Below are 24,988 nucleotides of genomic sequence, written 5' to 3' on the forward strand. Positions count from 1 at the left end.
GCGAAGGAGTGAGCATTATGAAAGAAATTATTCACAATAGTTGGCAAACCGTTTTATCTGCTGAATTTGAAAAACCGTATTATCAAGAATTGCGGGAATTTTTGAAAAAAGAATATCAGACACAAACGATTTATCCAGATATGTATCATTTATTTTCAGCGTTAGAACTAACCCCTTTTGAAGAAGTAAAAGTAGTGATTTTGGGACAAGACCCATATCATGGACCCAATCAAGCACACGGACTAAGTTTCTCTGTCCAGCCAGGTGTGAAAGTGCCGCCATCTCTTGCGAATATTTACAAAGAATTACAAGCTGATTTAGGGTACCAACCCGTCAACCATGGCTTTTTAGAAAGCTGGGCCAAACAAGGCGTGTTATTATTAAATACTGTGTTGACCGTTCGGGCAGGTCAAGCCTATTCCCATCGAGGCAAAGGGTGGGAGCAACTGACAGATGTCATTATCGAAAAGTTGAATGAGCGTGAAAAACCTGTTGTTTTCATTTTATGGGGTCGTCCTGCTCAAGAAAAAATTAAAATGATTGATACGACTCGGCATGTGATTATCAAATCGCCACACCCAAGTCCATTGTCAGCACATCGTGGTTTTTTTGGCTCACGTCCGTTTTCTCAAGCGAATACCGCTCTAGAACATTTAGGGGAAACGCCGATTGATTGGCAGCTGCCTGAAACAGTGTAGTGCAACAGTGTGGGCTGTTATAGTGTAGAAAAGTTAGTTTGTGAAAAGTTTATCGGATTATTGGTTTTTTTGACTAATACAGCTAGAAAAAACTGTTATTTTCATTGAGAATAGTGTATGATGGATTTTGTAAATATAAAACTGGAGGGTTTATCGTGGAATTATTCGATAGCTTAAAATTTAAAGTCGTACGCCGTAATATCAAAATTGTTTTCCCTGAAGCAACAGATCCTAGAATCTTAGGTGCTGCTGCCCGCTTAAAATCTGATGAATTAGTAGAACCAATCTTAATTGGTGATCCAACAGATATCGCAAATGCTGCTATGGCTCGTGGAATCAACACATCAAACTTTATTATTATCAACCCAAATGATTATGAAAAATGGGATGAAATGGTCGAAGCATTTGTTGAACGCCGTAATGGAAAAGCTACTAAAGAAGATGCTGAAAAAATCTTAAAAGATGTCAACTATTTCGGTACTATGTTAACTTATATGGGTATTGCTGATGGTATGGTTAGTGGTGCTATCCACTCAACAGGTGATACAGTTCGTCCTGCGTTACAAATTATTAAAACAAAACCAGGCGTGAGCCGTACAAGTGGTGCCTTCTTAATGATTCGTGGTCGTGACCAAGAAAGATATTTATTCTCAGACTGCGCGATTAACGTGAACCCAACTGCACAAGAATTAGCTGAAATTGCTGTTGATAGTGCCAAAACAGCTGAATTATTTGACATTGAACCAAAAGTTTCATTGTTAAGTTTTTCAACAAAAGGTTCTGCAAAAGCACCAGAAGTAACAAAAGTTGCTGAAGCTACAAAAATTGCGCAAGAATTAGCACCTGAATATGCGATTGATGGTGAATTACAATTTGATGCTTCTTATGTATCTTCTGTCGCACAATTAAAAGCGCCCAACTCAAAAGTTGCTGGGGAAGCAACAGTCTTTGTATTCCCAGATTTACAATCAGGAAATATTGGCTACAAAATTGCTCAACGTTTAGGTAACTTTGAAGCAATTGGCCCAATCTTACAAGGATTGAATAAACCAGTTTCTGACTTATCACGTGGCGCAAACGAAGAAGATGTTTATAAATTATCAATCATTACAGCTGCTCAAACATTAATGAACGACTAATTAACTATGTCGAAGCATTATAAATAAGTAAAGTAGAAGTTGAGGTTCCTAGGATACTTGGGCCTCAACTTTATTTTTTTGAAGCTGCCACTAGTCAACTTATTGAATTTTCGGTATACTTTCATACATAGATTCTTGCAGATGGGAGGCAAAAAAATGAACATTGTCCTGAACAATCCATTGGAAACAGAAGCAATTGCTAAAATCATTGGACAAAAGGCACAAGCTGGTGATGTAATTGTCCTGACTGGTGATTTAGGGGCCGGTAAGACGACAATGACGAAAGGGATTGCTTTAGGATTAGGCATTTCCCAAATGATTAAAAGTCCCACCTATACGATTATCAGAGAATATCCACAAGGACGACTTCCGTTATACCATATGGATGTTTACCGTATTGAAGAGGGTGCGGATGAATTAGGGTTAGATGAGTATTTTGAAGGAGATGGGCTATCCGTTGTAGAATGGGGCAGCTTGATTGAAGAAGAATTACCAGAAGATTATTTAGAAATTATTTTAAATAAAGATTCTCAAGAAGCTGACAAGAGAGTTCTTGAATTCCGCGGAACTGGTCCGTTGGCAGAAGAAAGAATAGCAGAGATTCTGCAAACGTGGGAGGCTCGCGAATATGATTGAACAAACATTTTCTATTCGAGAAGCAGTTCCTACCGATGCGGATCAATTACTATCTGTGATGTCAAAAATTGGGAGTGAAACGCCCTATTTGGTAATGGATGAGCGAGGAATGGCCATGTCGACAACAGAATTGGCTGAAAATCTAGCAACACTCTATGAATCGCCAAATAATGTTTTATTGGTGGCATTAGCGGGAGAAGCGATCATTGGCACAGCTTCTGTGTCTGCATCTTCTAAAAAGCGGATGGAGCATATTGGTGAAATCGGCATTAGTATTTTAAAAGAGTACTGGGGCTATGGACTAGGCAGTATCCTGATGGAAGAACTTATTTGCTGGGCGCGTGAAAGTCATGTTATTCGTCGTTTGGAATTAACGGTACAGGATCGCAATCAACGAGCGATTCACGTCTATAAAAAATTAGGGTTTGAAACAGAAGCAATTATGCCTCGGGGCGCCAAAACAGATCAAGGTGAATTTTTAGATGTTCATTTAATGCGTTTGCTGATTGATTAATTATTAGTTAATAATTTTAATTTATTAAATAATCGAACGATAATTGCACGAAAAAACAAAATTTTCGCAATTATCGTTTGTTTCATATTTATTTTTCTGATATTTTTGTTATAATTATAGAAGAATTTAACGAAAAAATGAAAATTTATTTTGGGAAGGAATGTAAGAAATGGCGAAGGCAACGAAAATGAATGTTAACTACCGGGAGTCAATCTTGGATCGTGCGTATCGTTTAGAGCTAATAAAAAAAGACGAGTATGCAAAACATCAAGAAAAATTATCATTATTAAATGAAAAATTGTCTGACGGGGAACCAGCTCAATTTGATGCAAAAGAAGAAACGTTTTGGAAAAAAATTTCGCAAAAAGTTATTTTATAAAAGTAATACATACGAATAAGAGCGTACACATAGAAAGAAGCGTAAGCAGTTCGACACTGTTTACGCTTCTTTTTTAATGAATAGGAATAACTGTTTCACGCTTAATTAATTTGTGAGGAATAACGAGGCGGACACCATTCGTCAATTCTTCGTGGATTAATTCATATAATTTTTTCATCGCCATTCGACCTAACTCTGACGTGTCGATGTCAATGCTTGTTAGATAAGGATGTGTCAATGTTGAAAAGATTGAGTTGTTAAAACTGATAATGGATAATGTTTCAGGAACTTGATAACCATAGATTTGCGCAAGTTGCATCGTCCGTAGAGCAAAGATATCATCAATCACTACCAACGCAGTGGCATTATTTTGATGAAGAATGTCATCGAAAGCCATGTAATCTTCAGGTTTTTCTAACGCAACACTTGGCAAAACGGTTAATCCTTGCAACATCATGGCTTTTTGATAACCAAAGTAACGTTCAAAGTACAAACTTTCATGCGTTGTATTGGTCACAAATAAAATATTTTTATGGCCGTTTTCAATTAAAAATTCCGTCGCTTGTTTCCCTAATAATTGATTATCATTATCCACGTAAACTATTTCCGTTTCATGTTGGTAAGGTTGACCGATTAGAGTAAAGGGAATATTGTTTTGGTATAAGTAATCAATGACGGGATCTTTACTATCTGAATACACAAGAATAAAACCGTCCACTTGCTTTTGAAGATGCATCCTTTTGACGTTTTCCAGTAGTACATCAAAACTTTTGGCAGTTGCAATAGCAGTAGTCATGTCGTAAAGACGGGCTTCCTCGTTGATGGCTTCCATAATTTCTAAATAAAATGGATTGCCTAACCGTTCTTTCGAATCTAAAGGAGGTAAAATTACGCCAATGGCACTTGAAATTCGTTTGCCCAAATTCCGTGCCGTCATATTTGGCACATAGCCTAAGTCATCCATGACTTTTCGCACTTTCTTTTTTGTCGATTCAGAAATACTTGGATGATCGTTAATGACACGCGAAACGGTTGAAGTTGCAACCCCCGCTTTCTTAGCGACATCTTTTACTGTAATTGCCATTTTTGCCACGCCTTTCTTAGTGATTATAGAAGGTTAAATTGATAAACCGTTTGGTAGGTTTGCTTATTATCAGCTGGTAATAAAATAGAGCCCCACTGAGGATGATGAACAATGTCTGGATACTCTTGTGGTTCAATTACTAAGCCATAGTTTGAATGCATCGCTTGTCCATTTATAGAAAAAGGAGCCTCAAAACCAGTCGTAGAAAATAATACCATACTTTGGTTCGTTGTTGCTATCGTCATTTTTCTTCCAGAAGTAGGTTCTTGTAAGCGTAATTGTGGCTGTCTTAAGTCAGAGCCAACTAAGGGGAAAACATCATCTAACCCAGTTGGATAGTGTTGGAGGATTGTTTCGATAGGTGTCAGTTCATTAAACTGTATGGGTAGTTCAGAAGCTGGCAAAATCCGTCCAGTAGGCAGCTTATTATCGTCTAATTCTAACATACCTTGGCAGTTCAAAGATAGCGAATGTGACAGAATATCTAACTTTCCATCACCAGATAAATTAAAGTAGGCATGGTTTGTAGGATTAAAAAGTGTTTCCTGTTTACTCCGTCCAGTACTGATCATTCGTAAACGATTATCCTCTAGCTGATAGGTGATGGTAGCATCAATTGGTCCGGGATAACCAGAAATGGTGTCGGTTAAATGAAAAGCGACGCCAATGATATCATTTTTTTCAAAGGGCTCGACTGTCCAATATTGAAAAGACCAACCCTTTGAGCCACCATGGATATGATGACCGTCGCTGTTTTGTTCTAATGTTCCATTTTGCCAATGGCCATTACGAATGCGTCCAGCAACTGGTCCAACAGTGGCGCCGAAAAAGCTTTGATCCTTTAAGACATCTTGATAAGAATCATACGCTAAAAGGATATTTTCCCAATGATTATTTTTGTTTGGCATCAAAAGTTGATGGAGGCGCGCGCCATAATTGAGAAGAACGACTTCTAAAAAGTCGTTCTTCAAAGTAATTTTTTTTAAGTTTGTGTTTGGAATATCGGTTACAGTGATACGATTATGCTTCATGATCAAGCCACACTTTTTTTAAGTAATCAAACGTTAAAGCGCTCGTCTCTGGTACGATTGGCAACCCTTCACCTAAATCTTCTTTGCGGCCAACGCCAACAGGCTGCGCTCCACTAGCAAGAATCGCTTGAATCCCAGCTTGGGCATCTTCAATGCCAAGACATTCTGCTGGTGTCAAATCGATTTCTTTCGCAGCTAAAATGAAAATATCTGGAGCAGGTTTGCCCGCCTGAACGTCTGCTGGATTAGCAATGGTATCAAAAAGGGGCGTCAATTGCATTTTTTCTAAAAGGAAAGGTCCATTTTTACTTGCAGAAGCCAAGGCAATCTTAATATTGGCCTCACGCAATTCCGTTAATAAAGAGAGAATTCCTGGATAGACATCTTCAGGCGTAATCGCTTGGATCATTTCCAAGTAATAATCGTTTTTCCGTTGCGCTAACTGGGCAAATTCTTCAGAAGAAAACGTGCCTTCTTTTTTTTCGTATTTTAACAGTAACTGCAGAGAATCTTCACGGCTTACACCTTTCAGTTGTTCGTTGAAAACACGGTCAATGGAAATCCCAATTTCGTTCCCTAATTTTTTCCAAGCGTGGTAATGAAATTCTGCTGTATCAGTAATAACGCCATCTAAATCAAACAAAACGCCTTTAAACATGGGTATCTTCCTTTCTGATTGGTAGAACTAATTGATCTTTTAATGTGTATTTTTGATCGTAAACAGTTAATGGAATTGCTGGGCCGTCGAGTAAAGTGAAGGCCACTTGGTCTGCTGCAACTTCAACAAATAGTAAACGATTCCGATAATTAATGTGGAATGAGTAGGCTGTCCATGTCGCTGGTAAAAAGGGTGCAAATTTTAGTTGTTGATGGTCCGTTTTCATTTGGGCAAAACCTTGAACAATCGCTAGCCAACTACCAGTCATTGAGGTAATGTGTAAGCCATCTTCTGTATCATTATTGTAATTATCTAAGTCAAGGCGCGCTGTTCGTTGATACATTTCCACTGCTTTTTCTTCCATACCTAATTCAGCAGCTAACACAGCATGAATGCTTGGTGAAAGGGAAGATTCATGGACAGTCATTGGTTCGTAAAAATTAAAGTTCCGGCGTTTTTCTTCTAAAGAAAAGGCGTCATTGAAGAAATAAATTCCTTGAAGAACATCGGCTTGTTTAATGAAACAAGACCGCAAAATTTTATCCCATGACCAATGTTGATTTAAAGGCAGCTCACTAAGTGGTAAATCAGAAACAGGCATTAAATCTTTATCTAAGAAAGTGTCATGTTGTACAAAAATGCCTAATTCATTATCCACTGGGAAGTACATATTTTCTACAATGTCTGCCCATTTAGCTAATTCGTCGTCTGCAATTTTGAGCGTTGTTTCTTCTTGTAATTTTAAATAAGACTCACGTGTGTAACGTAGAACCCACGCAGCAATTGTATTGGTATACCAGTTATTGTTGATATTATTTTCATATTCATTTGGCCCCGTTACGCCATGAATCATATATTGTTTATGACGTTGGGAGAAGTGGACCCGATCTGCCCAAAAACGAGCAATTGCCACAAGCACTTCAAGCCCAGCATCTTTTAGATAGTCTTCGTCTCCTGTATAGTTGACATAATTATAAATCGCGTAAGCAATCGCGCCATTTCTGTGAATCTCTTCAAAAGTGATTTCCCATTCGTTATGACATTCCACACCAGTAAAAGTAACCATTGGGTAAAGGGCTCCCTTTAACCCCTGTTGTTGGGCGTTATGAATGGCTTGAGGCAATTGATTGTGGCGATATTTCAGTAGATTTTTAGTAACTTCGGGCTTAGCCAACGCTAAGTAAAGTGGGACAGCATATGCTTCAGTATCCCAGTATGTGGCACCGCCATATTTTTCGCCCGTAAAGCCTTTTGGTCCGATGTTTAAACGATCGTCTTCACCATAGTAGGTTGAGAAAAGTTGGAAAAGATTAAAACGAATGCCTTGTTGGGCTTCGTCATCTCCTTCAATAACAACATCAGCTAATTGCCAACGTTTGGCCCAAGCGGCAGCTTGACCAGCTTTTGCTTCAGGGTACAAGGTAGTCATTTCTGCAAATAATTCGTTTATTCGTGCGATTTGTTGCGTTTCTGGCACATCACGGCTGGTAACGACAAGCACTTCTTTTGTGATGGCGGTCGTATTACCTTCGTTTAAGGACACTGTCAATTCTGCGGTTAAAGCCAAGGGCTGTTGTGTATATGTAGGCACAACAGAAGCTCCATCGATGAAATGACGCATGCCCGCAGTCACTGTAAAACGCTCTATTTCAAAGTTGTTAGGAATGGTCTTAGTCGTAACAAAGCCAAGTGTTTTTTGTGTTTCAATAGCTATTTCTTCCCAAAAATGTTCTTCATAATTGCTATCTTCATTTTGAACATCGCCATCCAATTTTGAGTGCAGGGTGATTGTGCCTGTACCTTCAAGCATTTCAATTGTTAAGTGGATGTAAGCTGCTTCCTTTTTTTCTAAGCTTAAAAAACGTTCAAAAGAGAAGCGCACCTTGTTCTTCGGTGTTTGGATGGTGAATTGCCGAGAAAGAACCCCATTTTGCATGTTTAATTCTAAAGAAAAATCTTCGTAAGGGGTGGTGGCTAAATCAATTGTTTGTCCATCAATTTGTAAGTCCATTGCGATGAAATTAATTGCGTTAATCACTTTACCAAAATATTCAGGATAACCATTTTTCCACCAACCAACACGTGTTTTGTCTGGATACCAAACACCTGCTAAATAGGTTCCTTGATGGTGGTCGCCAGAATAATGCTCTTCAAAATTTCCCCGCATCCCCATATAGCCGTTGCCAATGCTCGTTAATGATTCTTGTAAACGTAAATTTTCTTTATCTAAGTGTGTAGTACGGATTTTCCAAGGATCAATTTGGAATAAACGTTTGATTTGTTTCATGAGAATCCCCCTCAGTGATTTTATTGATAGGTCTATCATAAACGCAACCGATTGCATAAGTCAATAGTCAATGCTTAAAAAGTTAATCTTATGGAATAAAAGCTGTAACAAAGGTAGAATAGGGGGATTTTTATTTACTTTATTAAAATACCAAATAAAAAATGATTAAGTAGTAGGGATTTGTTTTCCGCAATATTTTTGAAATTAAAGCATTTACAAAAAGGAAACAGGGGTATATAATGGCAACATAACGAAACCGATTGCATAAGGAGTGGCAGGAATGAAAAAAATGTTTAGTTTTGAATTTTGGCAAAAATTCGGAAAAGCTTTAATGGTCGTTGTGGCAGTAATGCCCGCAGCGGGTTTAATGATTAGTATTGGGAAATCGCTTCCCTTAATTGATCCTAATTTAGGCTTGTTAGTAACAACAGGCGGAGTTCTAGAGAGTATCGGTTGGGCAATTATTGGCAACTTACATTTACTATTTGCGTTAGCAATAGGTGGTAGTTGGGCCAAAGATCGTGCAGGTGGAGCATTCGCAGCGGGGATTTCTTTTGTTTTAATCAATCGGATTACTGGAGCCATTTTTGGTGTAACAAATGAAATGTTGGCAGATGAACAAGCTTTCACGCATACCTTATTTGGCACCAAGATTATGGTCAAGGGATTCTTTACAAGTGTCTTAGAAGCTCCGGCATTAAATATGGGTGTCTTTGTAGGGATTATTGCTGGTTTTGTCGGTGCGATGGCTTACAACAAATATTACAATTATCGGAAATTACCAGATGCGCTATCATTTTTTAATGGTAAACGATTTGTCCCTTTTGTTGTTATTTTATGGTCAACAATTGTCTCAATTGTATTAGCACTTATTTGGCCAAATATTCAAGCGGGGATTAATAATTTTGGGTTATGGATTGCGCAATCTCAAGACAGTGCGCCTATTTTAGCGCCATTCTTATATGGAACGTTGGAACGTTTGTTATTACCTTTTGGGTTACATCATATGTTGACGATTCCAATCAACTATACACAATTAGGTGGAACGTATGAAATTTTATCTGGCGCACAAGCTGGAACACAAGTTTTTGGTCAAGATCCTTTATGGTTGGCTTGGGCAACAGACTTAGTGAATCTTAAAGGCGCTGGTGACATGAGCAAGTATCAGTTTGTTTTAGAAAATTGGACACCGGCTCGATTCAAAGTAGGCCAAATGATTGGTTCTTCAGGAATTTTAATGGGGATGGCTTTGGCTATGTATCGTAATGTCGATGCAGATAAAAAAGCTAAATATAAATCAATGTATTTTTCTGCTGCTTTAGCTGTTTTCTTAACTGGCGTAACAGAGCCGCTAGAATTCATGTTTATGTTTGCAGCAGTGCCGCTTTATGTGATTTATGCCGTGATTCAAGGTGCTGCTTTTGCAATGGCTGATATTTTACCATTGCGTGTGCATTCGTTTGGAAATATTGAATTGTTAACAAGAACACCGCTAGCAATAAAAGCTGGTTTAGGTGGCGATTTAATCAATTTTGTTTTAATGGTTATCGTTTTTGGCGTAGTAACTTACTTCTTAGCGAATTTCTTAATTAAAAAATTTAATTACGCAACACCTGGAAGAAATGGAAACTATGACAATGATAACGGCGAAGAAATCGCATCTGGCGCGGCTGGTTCAGGCGTCGTCGATCAGCAAATCGCGCAAATTGTTTACTTACTTGGCGGTAAACAAAATATCAAAGAAGTTGATGCATGTATGACACGCTTACGTGTCAGTGTAAAGGATCGAAAAAAAGTCGGTTCGGAAGAGGCGTGGAAACGGGCAGGTGCAATGGGCTTGATTGTGAAAGATAATGGCGTTCAAGCCGTTTATGGACCAAAAGCCGATGTTTTAAAATCCGATATTGAAGATTTACTAGCTTCCGGCGTTGACATTCCAGAACCAGTTATAGCAGAAAGTACAACAGAAGCGACAACGACGAATTTCTTAGGCAAGAAAAAAGATTTCGTGGCTGTGGCAACAGGGGAAGTTATTCCAATGGCACAAGTCAATGATCCTGTCTTTTCACAAAAAATGATGGGGGACGGATTTGCGGTTAAGCCTCTAGAAGGAGATGTAGTGGCACCAATTTCAGGGAAAGTCTTAAGTGTTTTCCCAAGTAAACATGCGATTGGGCTACAAACAGAAGAAGGCATCGAAGTACTTGTCCATATGGGGATTGATACAGTCGAAATGGCAACTCCTGCTTTTGAATCTTTTGTTAAAGAAGGACAATCATTGAAAGCCGGTGCGAAACTAGCTAAAATGAACTTAGATGTGATTGAACAAGCTGGCAAAGAAACAACGATTATTGTCGCTTTTACAAACAGCGACAAAGTGCAACAAGTAGTCATCAATCAACTAGGAACCGCCACTGCGGGAACTGTGATCGGACAGATTGAAATTTAAATGATTAGGTCTGGCGCAATCAATAATTGTGATTGTGCCAGACCTAATAGCATGTAAGGGAGGGTGAAAAGATGAATCTTTTAACAATCAATACTCATAGCTGGTTAGAAGAAGAACCGTTAAAAAAATTAGAGGAGATTGCCAAGGTGATTTTATCTTCTGAAAGTGAAATAATTGCTTTACAAGAAGTGAACCAGAAAGTCGCTTCTAAGAAAGCGCCGTTAGAACAGTTAACTACTTTTTGTCCTGTGGTGACCCAAACACCGATCCATGAAGATAATTTTGCTTATTTAATCGTTCAATACCTAGCTGAAAAAGGCCAACACTATTATTGGAGCTGGGAAATGAGCCACATTGGTTACGCTATTTATGAAGAAGGGAATGCACTACTTTCGAAATGTCCGTTGACTAGTGAAGCTCTCCTTATTTCAGAAAGCCAAGAACCAATGAATTATCGAACAAGAAAAATCTTAGTAGCGGAGACAGAGAGTTCAAAAGGTCCGCTTACTGTTGTCTCTGGTCACTTTTCTTGGTGGGAAACACCCTGTACAGGTTTTGCCTATGAATGGCTACAATTAGAGAAATACTTAGCGACGCGGCAACAACCGTTAGTCATTTTAGGCGATTTAAACAACCCAGCTGGTACAACTGGCTATCAATTAGTAGAAAATAGTTACTTGCCGATTCAAGATGCGTTTGTTGTAGCGGAAGAGACAAGCGGTGAAGCGACAGTAGAGAAAAAAATAGATGGTTGGGAAGAAAATGAAGCAGCCTTGCGGATTGACTACGCATTTGTTCCAAAACAGTGGCACGTGAGAAAATATGAAGTAATTTTTGATGGTAGGGAAACGCCGATAGTCAGTGATCATTTTGGCTTACTCATTCAATTAAAATAAGAAAAAGCGCTGAATTTTCAGCGCTTTTTCTTATTCACTCACTCATGTAACTATTCCTCTCAGTTTTGTTTGGCTAATTCTTGATCCCGAAGGATAGTGGCCTCAATCCCTTTAATGACTGTTGAAATAAACGCATTGTTTTCTAATTCGACAATCCCTGCAACCGTGGTTCCACCAGGAGAACTGACCTGATCGATTAAAGTCCAAGGATTTTCTGTACTATTCGCCAAAGTTTGAGCGCTGCCTAGTACAGCTTGTGTGGCAATTTCTAAGGCTAACTCTTTGTTCATGCCATTTTTAACGGCTGCTCGGGCAATCGAATCAATAAATAAGAAAGAATACGCAGGAGTGCTACCTGCAATAGCAGTAAAAATCGAAAAATACTGTTCCTCTAATTCCCAAGCTTGGCCAACTGATCGAAACAACGATAAAACAGTCTGGATGTCTTCAGTGGATGTAAAAGCATTGCCACAAACAGCTGCTGCGCCTGCGCCAATCAGTGCATTCATATTAGGCATCACACGAACAAGACGAAGCGATTGAGTGGTCTCAAACAGTTGATACAATTCTGCAATAGTCGTACCTGCTGCAATGGAAACAATTAACGGTTGCTTGTCTAAAATTGCTTCTTTTGCTTCAAGTAAAGCTGCTTGAACGAATTGCGGTTTTACCGCTAAAATAACTAAGTCAGCTACTGCAATGGCTTCTTGTGGCGAAGCGACCGCATGTGCACCAATTTCTTGTGCAAAAGCGGCGGTTTTTTCGACTTGAATATCATAAAAATAAAGGTTTTCTGCGGCAATAAATTGCTTTTTTAGCGCACCTTTGGCAATGGCGGATGCCATATTTCCAGCACCGATAAAACTAATTTTCATAAAAATTCCTCCTAAAAACTGTTGAATTTCTTTTTTCGTGTTACCATGTATCTAGTATAGAAGGAAACGCCAAAGAAAAAAATAGAGGGAGTAAAGTAAAAAGTGTTGGATTATGAGGTGATTAATTGGCAAGCAAAGAAGAGCAATATGCAGCATTTTATCAGTTTTTAGAGACCTTAGATTGTTATTTAACCACTACTAGTGCTCTTGAAAATGAAGTAGCGCAATTTAAGGAAAATCCGCATCGAGAAATTGCGGGCTTCATGCTGGCATCTTCGGAAACGATTGACGTTCCGAAAGGATTTATTCGGATGCTGTATTGTTTAGAACAAGATGGCAATGCTTATTTGGATCAACAAAGGTGTTCGTTTTCGGCTGGCCAAGTCATGATTGTCAATGAGGCAACCTCGGTTAGCTATCAGGGGCAGGGAATGTCTATGATTATATTTTATTTTAAAAAGCACTATTTTCTTGATACGCTCTTAAATCAGCTGGCGGAAGAACCAGTCATGTATCGTTTTTTTACAGAAATTGCTAGCAGTGAATTTGAAAACATTCCTCGATATTTCGTTTTTGCCAGCCAGCCAAATTCGGATGTTCACGTCTATTCGCTATTATTGCTGAAACAAATTGTGAAAATGGCCTATTTTAATAATAAAGTGACCAAAGCGGCCTTTGTTTTGCTAGTGGTGGAACTAGGTCAACTGCCTAGAGAATCTTTAAAGATGCAAGATGATTATTTGTCGAATCATCAACGTGTTGAGGTGATTTTAGCGTATATTGAGCAACAGATTGCGCATGTCACTTTAGCAGAAGTCGCCGCTAAATTTCATTTTCATCCGAATTACTTATCGAATTTTTTAAAAGAAAAAACAAACAAAACGTTTACGGAAATTGTCTTAGCCTACCGAATCCAATTGGCGAAAAATTACTTGAAGCAAACAGATTTATCGATTCAAACGATTGTTGAACGAATCGGCTATCAAGACAAAGCCTTTTTTTATAAACGTTTTAAAGAAGAAATGGGCATGACCCCTAAACAATATCGACAGAAAGAAGGAGTGGCAGATGTACGAAGAAGTCTTTGAAGAATTTCAGTTAACTGTAGTAGAATTACCAATCGAATTCGTTGATGATTTGCCTGTCTATCGCGGACATTTAAAAGAATTAACGTTTCTTTCAGCGGAAGCCTCTTCACGAAAAAAACTATATCAACAGCTTTTACAGGCTTATTTGTTGTATAGAGAGGAGAATCAAGCAGTTGTTGAAGAGGAAGAAATAACCTCCTCATTATTGTCTACAGAACAGTTATTAAAATACTATGATGGTGAAACGTTCGATGGGTTTCAGTTGCCACCAAATGAATAAGAAAGCAGGAGAACAGATGGATACAATGGCAAAAATTAATCAATTTCGTGATGAAAGAAATTGGCGCCCCCACCATAATGAAAAAGATTTGGCGCTTTCAATTTGTTTAGAAGCGGCAGAATTGTTAGAACTTTTTCAATGGAAAACAGCAAAAGAAGGCATCAAACAAGAAGAACGAATCAAAGAAGAATTGGCTGATGTTCTCATTTACTCCTACATGATGGCTGATAATTTAGGGTTTGATTTGGACGAAATTATCGAAGAAAAGTTGAAGAAAAATGCGGTGAAATATCCAGTGCCAGAAAAATAAGTGTTGAAACAAATGAATCGAAGAACTTCTAAAAAAGAATAACGAAGTGGAAAATAGCCAGTATTAAGAAATTCTGAAGGGTTTGCGGAAAACAGAAATAAAAAGTAGCTTTCTGCTGCAAAAAATTTTAAGGAGGAACAATCAATGATTACAGGCACAGAAATTGATTTTATTGTTAGTGATAGTTTAAAGGCATTAGCTTTATATAAAGAAATCTTTGAGGTCCATGTAGTTGAAGCGACAAAGTATCCTGTTGGAAGGAATGAAGTAGTGTTTAACTTATATGATACTCGGTTCCATATGTTAGATGCTAATGAAGAATTTGGTTTAAAAGCACCAGATTCAGAACATCCCAATACAATTTGGTTCAATATCACGGTAGCAGATATTGTGCAAACTCATAAAAAAGCCTTAGAAAATAAGTGCATTGAGATGCAACCAGTTACAGAAATGATGGAAGGAGCTATTCAAAATTCGTTATTTGTTGATCCATTTGGTTACATGTGGATGGTACATCAAATTAACCAAGAACTAAATTTTGAAGAGCGAACAGAAATTTTAGAAAAAGAAATGTAGTAAGGAGTGGTTCTCAGAGATGAGTACCACTTTTTTTATTTTACAATAGAAGTAAAATACCAATGATCCTGTAGTGATCAACAAGACAGTAAAAAATTGGAGATAGAAAGTCAGTGTGTCATAGAAATACAGCAATATTCTCTAATAATTAATCTAACGTTAAAAAAATTGAGAAAATGCCAGATTGATTTTTGATAAACTGTAAACAAAGAAAAACTGGCTGTAAAAATCTTGATAAAACAATGGAATAAAAGGAGAAAGCGAAAGATTAATTCTTGTATGTAGATACAAAGGGAGACTAAATGAATGAAAAACAAAAAGCGGATAAAATTTGGTATATTAATCGCAACAATAATAGCAATAGTTATAATCGGAACGATTGGAGTGAAGAAGATGAATGAACCAACAGAAAAAGAAAGACAAATTGCTTTTTTGAAAGAGCATGAAGAAGAGATGACGGAGTATGTAAAGCATGACAGTGAACATGTACTTTTAAAAAAATATGATGTTAAAGAAGTTACGTATAATTGGCAATCAGTGATTGAAGTTCAAAGTATGGCTTTTAGCCCAAAAACTATAGCTGTTGAAGTATCTATTTTTGATGGTACTGGTAAAAAATTAGATGGGTTTGAAATATATGTGCTTCCAGATAATGTAAAAAATCCGACTGAGATAAAAAATATTGCATAGTTAAGGAGATGAAATTTAACGGCAAATTTAGAAAAGTATACTAATATTTATGCTGATTTAGCTCAAGGAGCATACATCGGTCGAAAAGAAGGGTTGATGTTTGCTAAATTGACACAAGTTCAAAAAGAAGATCTTAAGCTAAATGAACATGCTACATTCCATTTCCCCAACGCCAAAGACGCCTATGGAAACGATGCTAGCACGGTCTATCTCCAACCTGATAATACTGTAAAAACAATTCAAATCGGAAAAAGCATATAGAAACTCTTTTCTATACATAATAAGGAGGTGAAAAAGTGAAAAATAGAAAGCAAATAAAATTTGGTATCTTAATCGCAGTAATATCAGTAGCCATAATTGGAATGATTGGAGTGAAAAAAATGAACGAACCAACAGAAAAAGAAAAACAAATTGCTTTTTTGAAGGAGCACGAGGAGGAAATGACGGAGTACATTAAATCTCAGGAATTCTATATTACTTCAGAAAATAAAAAAGTACAACCTGAAGTAAAAAAAGTGAGTTTTGACTATGAAAACTATAGTACGTATCAACGAGATGCTGGTGGAATTCCTTATGAAGTTTATACGATTGATATTACTGGTTTGTATAATGATACAGAAATCTTTGAACTGTTAATTGATGTTGACTCATTAAAGAAGCCGACAAAAATATTAAATTTTGAAAGATACTAAATATTTAAGTAAGGAGTGACAACAATGGCTAATTTAAAGGAATATTTTAATATCTATGCCGATTTAGCTCAAGGAGCTTATAATGGAAGACCTCAAAAATACTCTTTTCCTCATGACCGATTAACACTTGAAAAGAAAAAAGAAATAGAAACCAAAAAGCATACTACATTCCGTTTTCCCAACGCCAAAGACGCCCACGGAAATGACGCCAGTACTGTCTACCTCCAACCCGACAACACTGTAAAAACAATCAAAGAAAAAAACTGGGTAGGTAGGGAAACGGTTTATAAAAAAGGGTTATTAACATAGGAAAAGTCAATCAAAAAAAATCACATAGTAATTCTTCCCCATACATATTAAGGAGGTGAAAAAGTGAAAAACAGAAAGCGAATAAAATTTGGTATCTTAATCGCAGTAATATCAGTAGTCATAATCGGCACGATTGGAGTGAAAAAAATGAACGAACCAACAGAAAAAGAAAAACAAATTGCTTTTTTGAAGGAGCATGAAGAAGAAATGACAAAGTATGTAAAATCGAAATCATCAAATATTAAGAATATAAATTATCTTTGGGATACTACAGAAAAGTCATCTAGTAGCGTATTTACAAAAGAAAATCTATCATTACGTGTTGAAATAAAAAGTAAAGATGATTTAGAAACAGATACCTATTCTCTAGTGATTGACGTAGATGTAAAAAAACTGGATGAAATAAAAGGACTATTTTTAGTAAATTGGAAACAAGGAGAAGCTATCCATGAAAAATCTTGATAATTATTATAATTTGTATGTGAGTTTATCAGAAGCTTCATATATTAAGAGACCTATAAATTTTAGCAATGATTTTCTTACAAAGAAACAGAGAATAAGGCTTGAGGAAGGAAGATCTGTCAAATTCCATTTTCCCAACGCCAAAGACGCCCACGGAAATGACGCCAGTACTGTCTTTCTCCAACCCGACAACACTGTAAAAACAATCAAAGAAAAAAACTGGGTAGGCAGGGAAAAGGTTTATAAAAAAGGGTTATTAACAGATGAGAAAGCTGGTTATAATTCTTATTATGTAACAGATACGCCGACCTTGAGTCCAAAAACGCAGCATACATATTTTACCACTCGCGGTAGTGACGGCGTTTCAATGGACGTGAAAAAAGGTTGGTCAGGGAATAATTTGAATGACTGGGTCAATAATAATGGATCCTTTACATTATTCAATGCCTATTTGCCTCAAGCAAAATTAGCCAATGAAGCTATGCATCAAAAGATAATGGAGATGAGTGCTAAAGCCCCTAATGCGACTATGTCGATTACAGGTCATTCTTTAGGAACCATGATTTCTATTCAAGCGGTGGCCAATCTCCCCCAAGCAGATCTCGCTAAAATTGATAAAGTAGTATTGTTTCAAGGGCCTGATGCGCGAGAAAGCATTAATAAAATGTCTCAACAAGCTCAGGAAAATATTCAACAATTAGAAGAACAAGGGAAAATTGATTATTATGTAAATGCTTTTGATATTGTCTCCATGTTGAATCGAAATAAAAAAGGGGTAGATGAAATTGGTCGGGTGCATTATCTATTACCGAAAACGTTCACCACTACTTTTGATCTGACGGACAAATACGGTTCTAGTCATGATTTTGGTCAGTATCAATTAAATCCTGATGGTACTCCCAAAGAAGCCAATCTAAAGGAACATGGCTATATTTTTGCGGCAGGAGTAAAAGTTTCCAAACTTATTGATAAATATTTAGGGAAAATCATGGATGCTTCAGGTGAATCCTTAGCTAAAAACAGTCTCCAATTTTTGTTAAGTCTGCTATCTGAAGAAAATCGCCAGAAAATCATCAAAGAATATGAAAAAATCATTCACGAAGCAAAAATTGCCAGCCAATGGCAAGGGAAAGTGAGTCGTATTCAGAAAAGTTTAGCCAGTGCTTCAGGTAGTCAAAAGATTGAATTACGTAGTGAATTAGCAGAACTAGTTGCAAAACAAGCGCAGCAAGCTGGAAAAGAATACGAACTACTTGTGAAAAATATCCTCCAAGAAGCAGAAGATGAAGTCCAGACAGTTTCAAAGGAAATTCGTGAAAGTGCAATGAGTATCCGACAGTATCTATCCTATGCAGAAGTTCAAGCAATGATTGCTCCTTACGAAAAAAGTCGTCTTTGGGATAGCGCTGAAGCAACAAATACTAGCAACCAAGCCAAGCAATACAAGCAAAAATTAACTGATTTTAGCGGAAAATTAACAACTGTTGCTAAAAATATTCAAGCATACGATCAACAAGCAAGAAGTAGTTTATTTCAAAAATAATAAATGAAAGGGTTTTCCTATGAGTGAAAGAGAATTTCAAGAAAAATTAGAAGTAGAACAAAAAGCTCGTGAACGAGTAGCAATCCAGACAGTAATTACTGCTAAAAAAACACGAATTATTACAACCAAACAAAACACAACCGCAAGTTTGAAAGAACTTTCAGAAGCCATGTTTCAACAAACAAATAGTGCCCTACCTAACGCCTTGAACGGAGCTTTGAAGGGGAAAAGTGCAGAATCAGCAGAAAAATTTTTAAAAGGAAGCCAGAGACCAAATTTAAAAACACCTGTCAAGGGAGAGTGACCGACAAATGGAGGAACAGCGAAGAAAACGGCAATATTTAGAAGAACAATATTATGAAGAAAAAAATAAAATTCACCGCCAACAAGAAGTGCTGAGTAATCAATTAGTAAACTTTAGAAGAGAAACTGGACAATTGGTAGATAAAGTCAATTATTTAACGAAAAATGATCAATGGCATAAACAGCAATTTTACCATGCAATGGAACAAAGTGATTACTTGATACGTCAAGAAGGAAATCGTTATAGACAACAATTAGAGGAAAAAGAACGTGAATGGACGAGGACATATCGAAAAGAATTGGATAAACTCTAAAAAAACAGCGTCACCCCTAAAGGTAACGCTGTCTTTGTCAGTCTGTTACGTCACAGGAGGGATTCGAACCCCCGACCGTCCGCTTAGAAGGCGGATGCTCTATCCTGCTGAGCTACTATGACAATAGTTGTAACACAACAAAGCTAATTATAATGGAAGTAGTGATAGAAAGTCAATCGGAAATTTAAATAACAGAAGAAGTTTTTTTGGAGAGAGAAAGTGAAGAAAATAGAGAGTTTATATTGACGAGGTTTTCTGGTTCTGTTATTATAGTTAGTGTTGTAATTGTGGTCTCCACAGCTACAACCGCACAGAACAAGTTTTTAAGCATGAGCAATCATCACTTGGGATGGCGAGTCTAAGTCTAGAAGAAGGAGGTGCTGTATAGCATGTACGCAATTATCAAAACTGGTGGTAAACAAGTGAAAGTTGAAGTAGGTCAAGCAATCTACGTTGAAAAATTAAACGTTGAGGCTGGCGAGAAAGTTGTTTTTGACGAAGTTATCTTAGTAGGTGGCGAATCTACAAAAGTTGGTGCGCCAACTGTTGCAGGCGCAACTGTTGAAGGAACTGTTGAAAAACACGGCAAACAAAAGAAAGTCGTGACTTTCCAATACAAACCTAAAAAACACTCTCACCGTAAACAAGGTCACCGTCAACCGTATACAAAAGTTATGATCGAAGCAATCAACGCTTAATCTCTCTTGTTGACAGGAAAGAAGGCCTATCAATGATTAAAGGTTCTTTTAAACGAACAGGCTCCGGCCGAATCGTTTCATTCGAATTAACCGGGCATGCTGAAGCAGGTCCTTATGGCAGCGATGTGGTTTGCGCGGCAGTTTCTGCCTTAGCAATTAGCACAGTCAATGGAATTGATGCCTTAGCAGGTTTTGAACCGATTGTGGAAGTTGACGATGTAGAAGGTGGCTACCTTTATGTCGAAATGTTAACAACTGTCAATCAGGAACAAAAAAATATTGCCCAAATTCTATTAGAAAATCTTTTATTAGGTTTACAATCAATAGAGAACGAAAATACTGAATTTATTCAAATAAAAACAATCACTGAGAAATAGGAGGTGCAGACTATGTTATTGACTATGAATTTACAATTATTTGCCCATAAAAAAGGTGGCGGTTCTACATCAAACGGCCGTGACTCTGAATCTAAACGATTAGGCGCTAAAAGTGCTGATGGCCAAACAGTTACAGGTGGTTCAATTTTATACCGTCAACGCGGAACTAAAATTTATCCAGGTGTGAACGTTGGAATCGGTGGCGATGATACGTTATTTGCAAAAGTTGACGGTGTGGTACGTTTCGAACGTAAAGGCCGTGACAAAAAACAAGTATCAGTTTATCCAGTAGCTAACTAATACGATTAAAAAGCTGAATCTGCGGATTCAGCTTTTTTTGTTTTGTATAAAGGGTTGGACGGAAAATAGAGGAAGATCTCAAAATAAAAAAAATCTCACATTGGGTTTAACTGCTTGTCTGACAAGGTTAATTGATGATATATTTAATGTAATAACAAGCATGTTATAAAATAATTGAGTCAAAAGAAAGAAGGGTATTATGCAGAAGAATTTTAGTGTAGTAAAGAAGTACGTGAATTTGATTTTGGATATTGTATTAGGGATTTTAGGAGTTTTCTTATTAGTATTTATGGCTAGTTATTTAGTTGACCTCGCTACATATCTCATGAAGCCAATGACGCCGGATAATTTTTCAGTTATCATGCAAGAAATTATTTCATTCTTTATGTTATTTGAGTTTATTATGATGATTCTTCGCTATATTCAAGAAGGACACCATATTCCGATTCGTTATTTGATTTTAATTTGTTTAACCGCAATTTTACGTCAATTAATGGTTGCACATGGCGATGGCTTGCAGACTTTATTGTTATCTTTATCAATTCTTTTACTAGTGGTTGTGCTATTTATTCTCGGGTTAAATGGCAGCAAATTTTATACGCTAGGAAAAGCGAAAGTAGAAGAAGATCACGAGCAAGATTTTCATCATTAATCGAACATAATCAAAGACCGTCCAACGTGAGAATTTTTCTCTAACGTGAGGCGGTCTTTTTTAATACATAGTTAAATAGTTAGCTCAATCAGTTCAATCGTTGGTAAAACACCGAAGCGTGCGCTGATTTTAGTGGTTCCGATTCCTGGGTGAACAATTAACGGTGTTTCATCTTCTAAATGATAAAGCCCATGTGTATATTTTTTGGCAAGTTGATTTTTGTAAGTGAAAAAAGGTAAGCGAATCTGTCCGCCGTGACTATGTCCTGCTAAAATGAGGTCAATGTTTTTGTTGACTGCTGAGTCTGCGACATCTGGCTCATGGGTTAATAGCAGAGTGGGGGTTCCAGTAGGACGGTTGACTAAAGCCGCAGCTAAGTCGGTTTGTCCATATAACGAATCTTCTAAACCAGCGACGTACAAGGAGATACGGTGTGAGACAGGCAGTAATTTACCCGTGTTTTTTAGTACGGTAAAGTCGGCAGCTTCTAAGATTGTTTCGTAAAAATTGGTATCTAACCCGCTATACTCGTGGTTGCCATAAATAGCGAATTTGCCATAAGGGGCGTTAATTTTACGGAAAAGTTGACTCACTTCATCCTGAATTTCGATACCGTAACGGGCATAATCATCAAATAAGTCTCCTGTAAAAACAACTATGTCTGGTTGCAATGTATTTGTTTTTTCAACAATCTGTTTTAAGGCCTTCACAGAATAATTCTTTTTTAAATGAATATCAGAGAGTTGAACAATTCGTAAGGTTTTCCCTGATTCCGTAACTTTAATTTGATTTTTGTGTATGACTAAGCATTTAGGTTCAATAAAAAAACTATAGCTTAAAATGCCAATAATAATGAAAAATAATGCCAGAAATAAATAAACGTTCATAATTTCCTCCTTGAAGACGCTAAATTAGTTTACTATAAAAGTGTTAAGTAAAAAATAAGGAAAGGTAAAATTTTCAGTAAACTTTCTCGATGAAGTTGTTTGGTGATTCATGCTTTTCTGAAGCAAATTTGCTATAATGAAAAATGAGAAAAAAGAAAGAAGGTCGAACCAATGATGGCAAGAGTCGAAAAGCTACGGGAGTTAATGAAAGAAAATAATCTACAAGGATTTTTAGTGACAAGTCCGTATAATTTACGTTATTTAACCAATTTTACTGGGACAACAGGCTTGGCAATGATTACATTAGATAAAGCTTTTTTTGTAACGGATTTTCGTTATACGGAACAAGCCGCGGAACAAGCAACGGGTTTTACTATCGTTAAAAACACAGGACATATTTTTGACGAAGTAGCCGATTTAGCTGAACGTTTGCAATTAGATAATTTAGCTTTTGAAGAAACGCAAGTTAGTTTCGCTGATTATAGCTTATTGGAAGAAATTTTACCATGTGAATTAGTTCCGGTAATGGGTTTGATTGAAGAATTAAGAGAAGTAAAAGATGAAGAAGAAGTAGCGATTATTGAAAAAGCTTGTGCCATCGCTGATCAAGGATTTGCCTTTGTTTTAGAGATGATTAAACCTGGAATGACAGAGATCGAAGTGGCTAATCAATTAGATTTCTTCATGCGTTCAAAAGGAGCCAGCGGTGTTTCTTTTGAGACAATTGTGGCCAGCGGTCTACGTTCGGCGATGCCACATGGCGTTGCTAGCCATAAAGTCATCGAAAAAGGTGATTTAATCACTTTGGATTTCGGTTGTTATTATGAAGGCTATGTTTCTGATATGACACGGACATTCGCTATTGGTAGTATTCAGCCAAAACTAAAAGAAATTTATGATATTGTTTTAGAAGCACAATTAAAAGTGTTAGCAGAAGCTAAACCTGGGTTGACGGGCATTCAATTAGATGCGATTGCACGGGATCATATTGCTTCCTATGGCTATGGCGATGCGTTTGGCCACAGTACTGGTCATGGCATTGGGTTAGAAATTCATGAAGGACCAAATGTTTCATTCCGAGCAGATAAACAGTTTGTACCAGGAAATGTCATTACGGACGAACCTGGAATTTATTTGCCAGGAATTGGTGGCGTGCGCATTGAGGACGATTTATTAATTACTGCTGAAGGTAATCGTGTATTAACACATGCGCCAAAAGAATTAATCATTTTATAAAGGTTGGGAGAACATGGATATCCAAGAGTATCAGCGGTTTATTAGCGCGTTTTATAAAAAACGTAACTGGTATCAATATGATCCGTTTATTCGTTCCAACTTTTTAACAGAAGAAGTCGGCGAAGTTTGTCGGGCCATTCGGACAATTGAAATTGGCCGTGATCGACCTGATGAAACAGTTTTGGCGGATGAAGAGAATCTGGAAAATTTAACGGAAGAGTTAGGCGATGTGTTGGATAATTTATTTATTTTAGCCGATAAATATGACATCTCTTTAGAAATGATTATGCAAAAGCATCGGACGAAATTAATGGAACGTTATGCTGAAGAATAAAGACGCAAAAATAAGAAAGCCAAAATTACTTGGTCTTTCTTATTTTTACGTCTAAAGGCTTAGATTAGAAATTTATGACAAGAAATTATCTGTTCTTTTAGTCAGAACTTAGCTTTTCTGGTAGCGAAATAGGCTAATTAATGATAAACTAAGAACGAGTATTGATAAGCAAAATTTGGACGTTCTTTCACAACCAACTGAAGAAACCAGTGTTGTTTTAATTTTTAAGAATCATCCGTTGCTTAAAAGAGAATCCTTAAGAGACTTAGTGATTCATCAAATAAATCGTTTATTTAACGATTTTGTGCGTAATAGATAAGGAGGACAACCAAATGTCAGAAGAAAAAAATCTTGTAATCAATGCAAACGATTCTTTAGGAGAAATCGTGATTGCTCCAGAAGTTATTGAAGTAATTATCGGAATCGCTGCTTCAAAAGTAGAGGGCGTTTATGGGATGCGTGGCACGTTCGCCAATAACGTGAATGAATTATTAGGCCGTGCAGCACACGGTAAAGGTGTATATTTACGAACAGAAGAAGAAGGCTTAAAAGTCGATATCTATTGTTACTTTAACTACGGTGTTTCTGTGCCAAAAGTTGCTTTAGAAATGCAAGACCGTGTGAAACAACAAGTCTTATTTATGACAGATATTGATTTAGTTGAAGTGAATATTCATGTTGTAGCGGTAGTACCTGAAAAACTCCCTCAACCAGACTTAAATGAATTATTCCCAGAAGATGAAGATGGAGAAGAGAATGAGTAAAACAGAATTAACCCGTCACGAGATTCGTGAAAAAGCGCTCCAAGCCCTTTTTCCTTTAGATTTTAATGCTGATTTAACCAAACAAGATGCCATTGATTATGCATTGGCTTATGATAATCGGGAAATCGTCAGTGAAGATGGCGAAGATTTAGTCCCTACGTATTTAGATTTACTTGTCGGCGGTGTGTGTAGCCGCAAAGTAGAATTAGACGAAGTGATTACGAACCATTTAGGTAATAACTGGTCTATGCAACGCTTAGCAAAAATAGATATTGTTATTTTACGCTTAGCTATTTTTGAAATGCTATACGTTTCAGATGTGCCAAACATTGTGGCATTAAATGAAGCTGTTGAGTTAAGTAAAAAATACAGCGACGACCGTTCGCGTAAATTTGTTAATGGTGTGTTATCAAATGTAATGAAAGAAATTGATTCAGAGGCGTAAGCTCTGAATCTTTTTTTACTATCTAACTGGTGTTAAGATACTGGGTTATATGCTAAAATAAATACTATTAAAGAAGTAAAGA

General features: G+C 37.1%; 33 protein-coding genes, 1 tRNA gene and 1 other annotated feature. Of the genes, 27 read left to right on the plus strand and 7 right to left on the minus strand.

The window, feature by feature from the left end; translation table 11 throughout:
* Window positions 1–17: 17 nt before the first annotated feature.
* From IGI87_RS03765 to IGI87_RS03785, 5 genes are all read left to right on the plus strand, one after another.
* Entirely contained in the window at window positions 18–698 is a 681-nt protein-coding gene (locus IGI87_RS03765) for a uracil-DNA glycosylase (protein WP_104854527.1), read from the plus strand.
* Between the two features lie 155 nt (window positions 699–853).
* Window positions 854–1,837, plus strand: a complete 984-nt coding sequence (gene pta, locus IGI87_RS03770) for a phosphate acetyltransferase (protein ID WP_002355836.1) — start codon at window positions 854–856, stop codon at window positions 1,835–1,837.
* Between the two features lie 141 nt (window positions 1,838–1,978).
* A complete protein-coding gene (tsaE, locus tag IGI87_RS03775; protein ID WP_162782641.1) occupies window positions 1,979–2,473 on the plus strand; it encodes a tRNA (adenosine(37)-N6)-threonylcarbamoyltransferase complex ATPase subunit type 1 TsaE in 495 nt (164 codons plus the stop codon).
* A complete protein-coding gene (locus tag IGI87_RS03780; RefSeq protein WP_104854524.1) occupies window positions 2,466–2,987 on the plus strand; it encodes a GNAT family N-acetyltransferase in 522 nt (173 codons plus the stop codon). The genes tsaE and IGI87_RS03780 overlap by 8 nt, the downstream gene beginning before the upstream one ends.
* 169 nt (window positions 2,988–3,156) lie before the next feature.
* Window positions 3,157–3,366 carry a hypothetical protein gene (locus IGI87_RS03785; protein WP_002355840.1) on the plus strand — a complete coding sequence of 70 codons (210 nt, stop codon included), beginning with the start codon at window positions 3,157–3,159 and terminating at the stop codon, window positions 3,364–3,366.
* A gap of 73 nt (window positions 3,367–3,439) precedes the next feature.
* Here the strand turns inward: IGI87_RS03785 and bopD are convergent, their stop codons facing one another.
* Genes bopD through IGI87_RS03805 form a run of 4 tightly spaced genes read right to left on the minus strand, consistent with a single transcriptional unit; the run spans window position 3,440 to window position 8,426 of the window.
* A complete protein-coding gene (gene bopD / locus IGI87_RS03790; RefSeq protein ID WP_438736280.1) occupies window positions 3,440–4,450 on the minus strand; it encodes a LacI family transcriptional regulator BopD in 1,011 nt (336 codons plus the stop codon).
* 23 nt (window positions 4,451–4,473) lie between these two features.
* On the minus strand, window positions 4,474–5,481 hold the full coding sequence (locus IGI87_RS03795; RefSeq protein ID WP_438736281.1) for an aldose epimerase family protein: 1,008 nt from the start codon (window positions 5,479–5,481) through the stop codon (window positions 4,474–4,476).
* Window positions 5,471–6,139, minus strand: coding sequence for a beta-phosphoglucomutase (pgmB, locus tag IGI87_RS03800; protein ID WP_438736282.1), 669 nt, complete (start codon window positions 6,137–6,139; stop codon window positions 5,471–5,473). Before pgmB ends, IGI87_RS03795 begins: the two co-directional genes overlap by 11 nt.
* Window positions 6,132–8,426, minus strand: a complete 2,295-nt coding sequence (locus IGI87_RS03805) for a glycoside hydrolase family 65 protein (protein WP_438736283.1) — start codon at window positions 8,424–8,426, stop codon at window positions 6,132–6,134. Before IGI87_RS03805 ends, pgmB begins: the two co-directional genes overlap by 8 nt.
* A gap of 280 nt (window positions 8,427–8,706) precedes the next feature.
* Between IGI87_RS03805 and IGI87_RS03810 the strand changes: the two genes are divergently transcribed.
* Complete coding sequence (locus tag IGI87_RS03810) at window positions 8,707–10,875, plus strand: PTS transporter subunit IIBC (RefSeq protein ID WP_113795009.1); 2,169 nt, start codon at window positions 8,707–8,709, stop codon at window positions 10,873–10,875.
* Between the two features lie 71 nt (window positions 10,876–10,946).
* Window positions 10,947–11,771 (plus strand): maltose 6'-phosphate phosphatase, encoded by an 825-nt coding sequence (gene mapP, locus IGI87_RS03815; RefSeq protein WP_113795010.1) that lies wholly within the window; start codon window positions 10,947–10,949, stop codon window positions 11,769–11,771.
* Window positions 11,772–11,830: 59 nt separating this feature from the next.
* On the opposite strand, the gene proC is transcribed toward mapP, so the two are convergent.
* Complete coding sequence (proC, locus tag IGI87_RS03820; protein WP_438736284.1) at window positions 11,831–12,646, minus strand: pyrroline-5-carboxylate reductase; 816 nt, start codon at window positions 12,644–12,646, stop codon at window positions 11,831–11,833.
* A gap of 125 nt (window positions 12,647–12,771) precedes the next feature.
* Between proC and IGI87_RS03825 the strand changes: the two genes are divergently transcribed.
* The 12 genes from IGI87_RS03825 (at window position 12,772) to IGI87_RS03880 (ending at window position 19,213) form a co-directional block, all read left to right on the plus strand.
* Window positions 12,772–13,734, plus strand: coding sequence for a helix-turn-helix domain-containing protein (locus IGI87_RS03825; RefSeq protein WP_438736285.1), 963 nt, complete (start codon window positions 12,772–12,774; stop codon window positions 13,732–13,734).
* Window positions 13,715–14,014, plus strand: a complete 300-nt coding sequence (locus IGI87_RS03830; RefSeq protein WP_438736287.1) for a hypothetical protein — start codon at window positions 13,715–13,717, stop codon at window positions 14,012–14,014. The genes IGI87_RS03825 and IGI87_RS03830 overlap by 20 nt, the downstream gene beginning before the upstream one ends.
* Window positions 14,007–14,324, plus strand: a complete 318-nt coding sequence (locus IGI87_RS03835; RefSeq protein ID WP_240214336.1) for a nucleotide pyrophosphohydrolase — start codon at window positions 14,007–14,009, stop codon at window positions 14,322–14,324. The genes IGI87_RS03830 and IGI87_RS03835 overlap by 8 nt, the downstream gene beginning before the upstream one ends.
* Before the next feature lie 144 nt (window positions 14,325–14,468).
* On the plus strand, window positions 14,469–14,900 hold the full coding sequence (locus tag IGI87_RS03840; protein ID WP_202524493.1) for a VOC family protein: 432 nt from the start codon (window positions 14,469–14,471) through the stop codon (window positions 14,898–14,900).
* Window positions 14,901–15,206: 306 nt separating this feature from the next.
* Entirely contained in the window at window positions 15,207–15,590 is a 384-nt protein-coding gene (locus tag IGI87_RS03845) for a hypothetical protein (RefSeq protein ID WP_438736289.1), read from the plus strand.
* Between the two features lie 45 nt (window positions 15,591–15,635).
* On the plus strand, window positions 15,636–15,851 hold the full coding sequence (locus IGI87_RS03850) for a hypothetical protein (RefSeq protein WP_438737392.1): 216 nt from the start codon (window positions 15,636–15,638) through the stop codon (window positions 15,849–15,851).
* 35 nt (window positions 15,852–15,886) lie between these two features.
* Window positions 15,887–16,282, plus strand: a complete 396-nt coding sequence (locus IGI87_RS03855; RefSeq protein ID WP_048738194.1) for a hypothetical protein — start codon at window positions 15,887–15,889, stop codon at window positions 16,280–16,282.
* Between the two features lie 24 nt (window positions 16,283–16,306).
* Window positions 16,307–16,591 (plus strand): hypothetical protein, encoded by a 285-nt coding sequence (locus IGI87_RS03860; RefSeq protein ID WP_438736290.1) that lies wholly within the window; start codon window positions 16,307–16,309, stop codon window positions 16,589–16,591.
* A gap of 63 nt (window positions 16,592–16,654) precedes the next feature.
* Complete coding sequence (locus IGI87_RS03865) at window positions 16,655–17,053, plus strand: hypothetical protein (protein ID WP_438736291.1); 399 nt, start codon at window positions 16,655–16,657, stop codon at window positions 17,051–17,053.
* Window positions 17,040–18,596, plus strand: a complete 1,557-nt coding sequence (locus tag IGI87_RS03870; RefSeq protein ID WP_438736292.1) for a cutinase family protein — start codon at window positions 17,040–17,042, stop codon at window positions 18,594–18,596. The genes IGI87_RS03865 and IGI87_RS03870 overlap by 14 nt, the downstream gene beginning before the upstream one ends.
* Before the next feature lie 19 nt (window positions 18,597–18,615).
* Window positions 18,616–18,900 carry a hypothetical protein gene (locus tag IGI87_RS03875; protein ID WP_438736293.1) on the plus strand — a complete coding sequence of 95 codons (285 nt, stop codon included), beginning with the start codon at window positions 18,616–18,618 and terminating at the stop codon, window positions 18,898–18,900.
* Window positions 18,901–18,907: 7 nt separating this feature from the next.
* Window positions 18,908–19,213 carry a hypothetical protein gene (locus tag IGI87_RS03880; protein WP_085442986.1) on the plus strand — a complete coding sequence of 102 codons (306 nt, stop codon included), beginning with the start codon at window positions 18,908–18,910 and terminating at the stop codon, window positions 19,211–19,213.
* Between the two features lie 48 nt (window positions 19,214–19,261).
* Here IGI87_RS03880 and IGI87_RS03885 read toward each other — a convergent pair.
* A tRNA-Arg gene (locus IGI87_RS03885) sits at window positions 19,262–19,335 on the minus strand.
* A 172-nt stretch (window positions 19,336–19,507) separates the two neighbouring features.
* Window positions 19,508–19,583, plus strand: a sequence feature (ribosomal protein L21 leader region).
* Between the two features lie 19 nt (window positions 19,584–19,602).
* Here IGI87_RS03885 and rplU point away from each other — a divergent pair.
* From rplU to psiE, 4 genes are all read left to right on the plus strand, one after another.
* Window positions 19,603–19,911 carry a 50S ribosomal protein L21 gene (rplU, locus tag IGI87_RS03890; protein WP_002355866.1) on the plus strand — a complete coding sequence of 103 codons (309 nt, stop codon included), beginning with the start codon at window positions 19,603–19,605 and terminating at the stop codon, window positions 19,909–19,911.
* Window positions 19,912–19,943: 32 nt separating this feature from the next.
* The gene (locus IGI87_RS03895) at window positions 19,944–20,288 is read left to right on the plus strand and encodes a ribosomal-processing cysteine protease Prp (protein ID WP_002355867.1); all 345 of its coding nucleotides are present in this window, start codon (window positions 19,944–19,946) and stop codon (window positions 20,286–20,288) included.
* 12 nt (window positions 20,289–20,300) lie between these two features.
* Entirely contained in the window at window positions 20,301–20,588 is a 288-nt protein-coding gene (gene rpmA, locus IGI87_RS03900) for a 50S ribosomal protein L27 (RefSeq protein WP_002355868.1), read from the plus strand.
* A 199-nt stretch (window positions 20,589–20,787) separates the two neighbouring features.
* Window positions 20,788–21,240 (plus strand): phosphate-starvation-inducible protein PsiE, encoded by a 453-nt coding sequence (gene psiE, locus IGI87_RS03905; RefSeq protein ID WP_002355869.1) that lies wholly within the window; start codon window positions 20,788–20,790, stop codon window positions 21,238–21,240.
* A 71-nt stretch (window positions 21,241–21,311) separates the two neighbouring features.
* Here psiE and IGI87_RS03910 read toward each other — a convergent pair whose 3' ends face one another.
* Entirely contained in the window at window positions 21,312–22,127 is an 816-nt protein-coding gene (locus tag IGI87_RS03910; protein WP_113795015.1) for a metallophosphoesterase, read from the minus strand.
* Window positions 22,128–22,298: 171 nt separating this feature from the next.
* Between IGI87_RS03910 and IGI87_RS03915 the strand changes: the two genes are divergently transcribed.
* The 4 genes from IGI87_RS03915 (at window position 22,299) to nusB (ending at window position 24,906) form a co-directional block, all read left to right on the plus strand.
* Window positions 22,299–23,363: a M24 family metallopeptidase gene (locus IGI87_RS03915; RefSeq protein ID WP_002390179.1), complete on the plus strand. Its 1,065-nt coding sequence runs from the start codon at window positions 22,299–22,301 to the stop codon at window positions 23,361–23,363.
* 13 nt (window positions 23,364–23,376) lie between these two features.
* The gene (locus IGI87_RS03920) at window positions 23,377–23,697 is read left to right on the plus strand and encodes a MazG nucleotide pyrophosphohydrolase domain-containing protein (protein ID WP_104854503.1); all 321 of its coding nucleotides are present in this window, start codon (window positions 23,377–23,379) and stop codon (window positions 23,695–23,697) included.
* 332 nt (window positions 23,698–24,029) lie between these two features.
* On the plus strand, window positions 24,030–24,461 hold the full coding sequence (locus IGI87_RS03925) for an Asp23/Gls24 family envelope stress response protein (protein WP_113795017.1): 432 nt from the start codon (window positions 24,030–24,032) through the stop codon (window positions 24,459–24,461).
* Window positions 24,454–24,906, plus strand: a complete 453-nt coding sequence (gene nusB, locus IGI87_RS03930) for a transcription antitermination factor NusB (RefSeq protein ID WP_162782643.1) — start codon at window positions 24,454–24,456, stop codon at window positions 24,904–24,906. The genes IGI87_RS03925 and nusB overlap by 8 nt, the downstream gene beginning before the upstream one ends.
* Window positions 24,907–24,988: the final 82 nt, after the last annotated feature.

Source organism: Enterococcus sp. DIV1444a (genome assembly GCF_051712125.1).
Lineage (GTDB): Bacteria > Bacillota > Bacilli > Lactobacillales > Enterococcaceae > Enterococcus > Enterococcus faecalis.

What these genes read in the sequence shown, in the direction of transcription:
- IGI87_RS03765 (WP_104854527.1), top strand. Translation starts at nt 18, where the DNA reads ATGAAAGAAATTATTCACAATAGTTGGCAAACCGTTTTATCTGCTGAA.
- tsaE (WP_162782641.1), top strand. Translation starts at nt 1,979, where the DNA reads ATGGGAGGCAAAAAAATGAACATTGTCCTGAACAATCCATTGGAAACA.
- IGI87_RS03780 (WP_104854524.1), top strand. Translation starts at nt 2,466, where the DNA reads ATGATTGAACAAACATTTTCTATTCGAGAAGCAGTTCCTACCGATGCG.
- IGI87_RS03785 (WP_002355840.1), top strand. Translation starts at nt 3,157, where the DNA reads ATGGCGAAGGCAACGAAAATGAATGTTAACTACCGGGAGTCAATCTTG.
- bopD (WP_438736280.1), bottom strand. Translation starts at nt 4,450, where the DNA reads ATGGCAATTACAGTAAAAGATGTCGCTAAGAAAGCGGGGGTTGCAACT.
- IGI87_RS03795 (WP_438736281.1), bottom strand. Translation starts at nt 5,481, where the DNA reads ATGAAGCATAATCGTATCACTGTAACCGATATTCCAAACACAAACTTA.
- pgmB (WP_438736282.1), bottom strand. Translation starts at nt 6,139, where the DNA reads ATGTTTAAAGGCGTTTTGTTTGATTTAGATGGCGTTATTACTGATACA.
- IGI87_RS03805 (WP_438736283.1), bottom strand. Translation starts at nt 8,426, where the DNA reads ATGAAACAAATCAAACGTTTATTCCAAATTGATCCTTGGAAAATCCGT.
- IGI87_RS03810 (WP_113795009.1), top strand. Translation starts at nt 8,707, where the DNA reads ATGAAAAAAATGTTTAGTTTTGAATTTTGGCAAAAATTCGGAAAAGCT.
- mapP (WP_113795010.1), top strand. Translation starts at nt 10,947, where the DNA reads ATGAATCTTTTAACAATCAATACTCATAGCTGGTTAGAAGAAGAACCG.
- proC (WP_438736284.1), bottom strand. Translation starts at nt 12,646, where the DNA reads ATGAAAATTAGTTTTATCGGTGCTGGAAATATGGCATCCGCCATTGCC.
- IGI87_RS03830 (WP_438736287.1), top strand. Translation starts at nt 13,715, where the DNA reads ATGTACGAAGAAGTCTTTGAAGAATTTCAGTTAACTGTAGTAGAATTA.
- IGI87_RS03835 (WP_240214336.1), top strand. Translation starts at nt 14,007, where the DNA reads ATGAATAAGAAAGCAGGAGAACAGATGGATACAATGGCAAAAATTAAT.
- IGI87_RS03840 (WP_202524493.1), top strand. Translation starts at nt 14,469, where the DNA reads ATGATTACAGGCACAGAAATTGATTTTATTGTTAGTGATAGTTTAAAG.
- IGI87_RS03845 (WP_438736289.1), top strand. Translation starts at nt 15,207, where the DNA reads ATGAAAAACAAAAAGCGGATAAAATTTGGTATATTAATCGCAACAATA.
- IGI87_RS03860 (WP_438736290.1), top strand. Translation starts at nt 16,307, where the DNA reads ATGGCTAATTTAAAGGAATATTTTAATATCTATGCCGATTTAGCTCAA.
- IGI87_RS03870 (WP_438736292.1), top strand. Translation starts at nt 17,040, where the DNA reads ATGAAAAATCTTGATAATTATTATAATTTGTATGTGAGTTTATCAGAA.
- IGI87_RS03875 (WP_438736293.1), top strand. Translation starts at nt 18,616, where the DNA reads ATGAGTGAAAGAGAATTTCAAGAAAAATTAGAAGTAGAACAAAAAGCT.
- IGI87_RS03880 (WP_085442986.1), top strand. Translation starts at nt 18,908, where the DNA reads ATGGAGGAACAGCGAAGAAAACGGCAATATTTAGAAGAACAATATTAT.
- rplU (WP_002355866.1), top strand. Translation starts at nt 19,603, where the DNA reads ATGTACGCAATTATCAAAACTGGTGGTAAACAAGTGAAAGTTGAAGTA.
- IGI87_RS03895 (WP_002355867.1), top strand. Translation starts at nt 19,944, where the DNA reads ATGATTAAAGGTTCTTTTAAACGAACAGGCTCCGGCCGAATCGTTTCA.
- rpmA (WP_002355868.1), top strand. Translation starts at nt 20,301, where the DNA reads ATGTTATTGACTATGAATTTACAATTATTTGCCCATAAAAAAGGTGGC.
- psiE (WP_002355869.1), top strand. Translation starts at nt 20,788, where the DNA reads ATGCAGAAGAATTTTAGTGTAGTAAAGAAGTACGTGAATTTGATTTTG.
- IGI87_RS03910 (WP_113795015.1), bottom strand. Translation starts at nt 22,127, where the DNA reads ATGAACGTTTATTTATTTCTGGCATTATTTTTCATTATTATTGGCATT.
- IGI87_RS03915 (WP_002390179.1), top strand. Translation starts at nt 22,299, where the DNA reads ATGATGGCAAGAGTCGAAAAGCTACGGGAGTTAATGAAAGAAAATAAT.
- IGI87_RS03920 (WP_104854503.1), top strand. Translation starts at nt 23,377, where the DNA reads ATGGATATCCAAGAGTATCAGCGGTTTATTAGCGCGTTTTATAAAAAA.
- IGI87_RS03925 (WP_113795017.1), top strand. Translation starts at nt 24,030, where the DNA reads ATGTCAGAAGAAAAAAATCTTGTAATCAATGCAAACGATTCTTTAGGA.
- nusB (WP_162782643.1), top strand. Translation starts at nt 24,454, where the DNA reads ATGAGTAAAACAGAATTAACCCGTCACGAGATTCGTGAAAAAGCGCTC.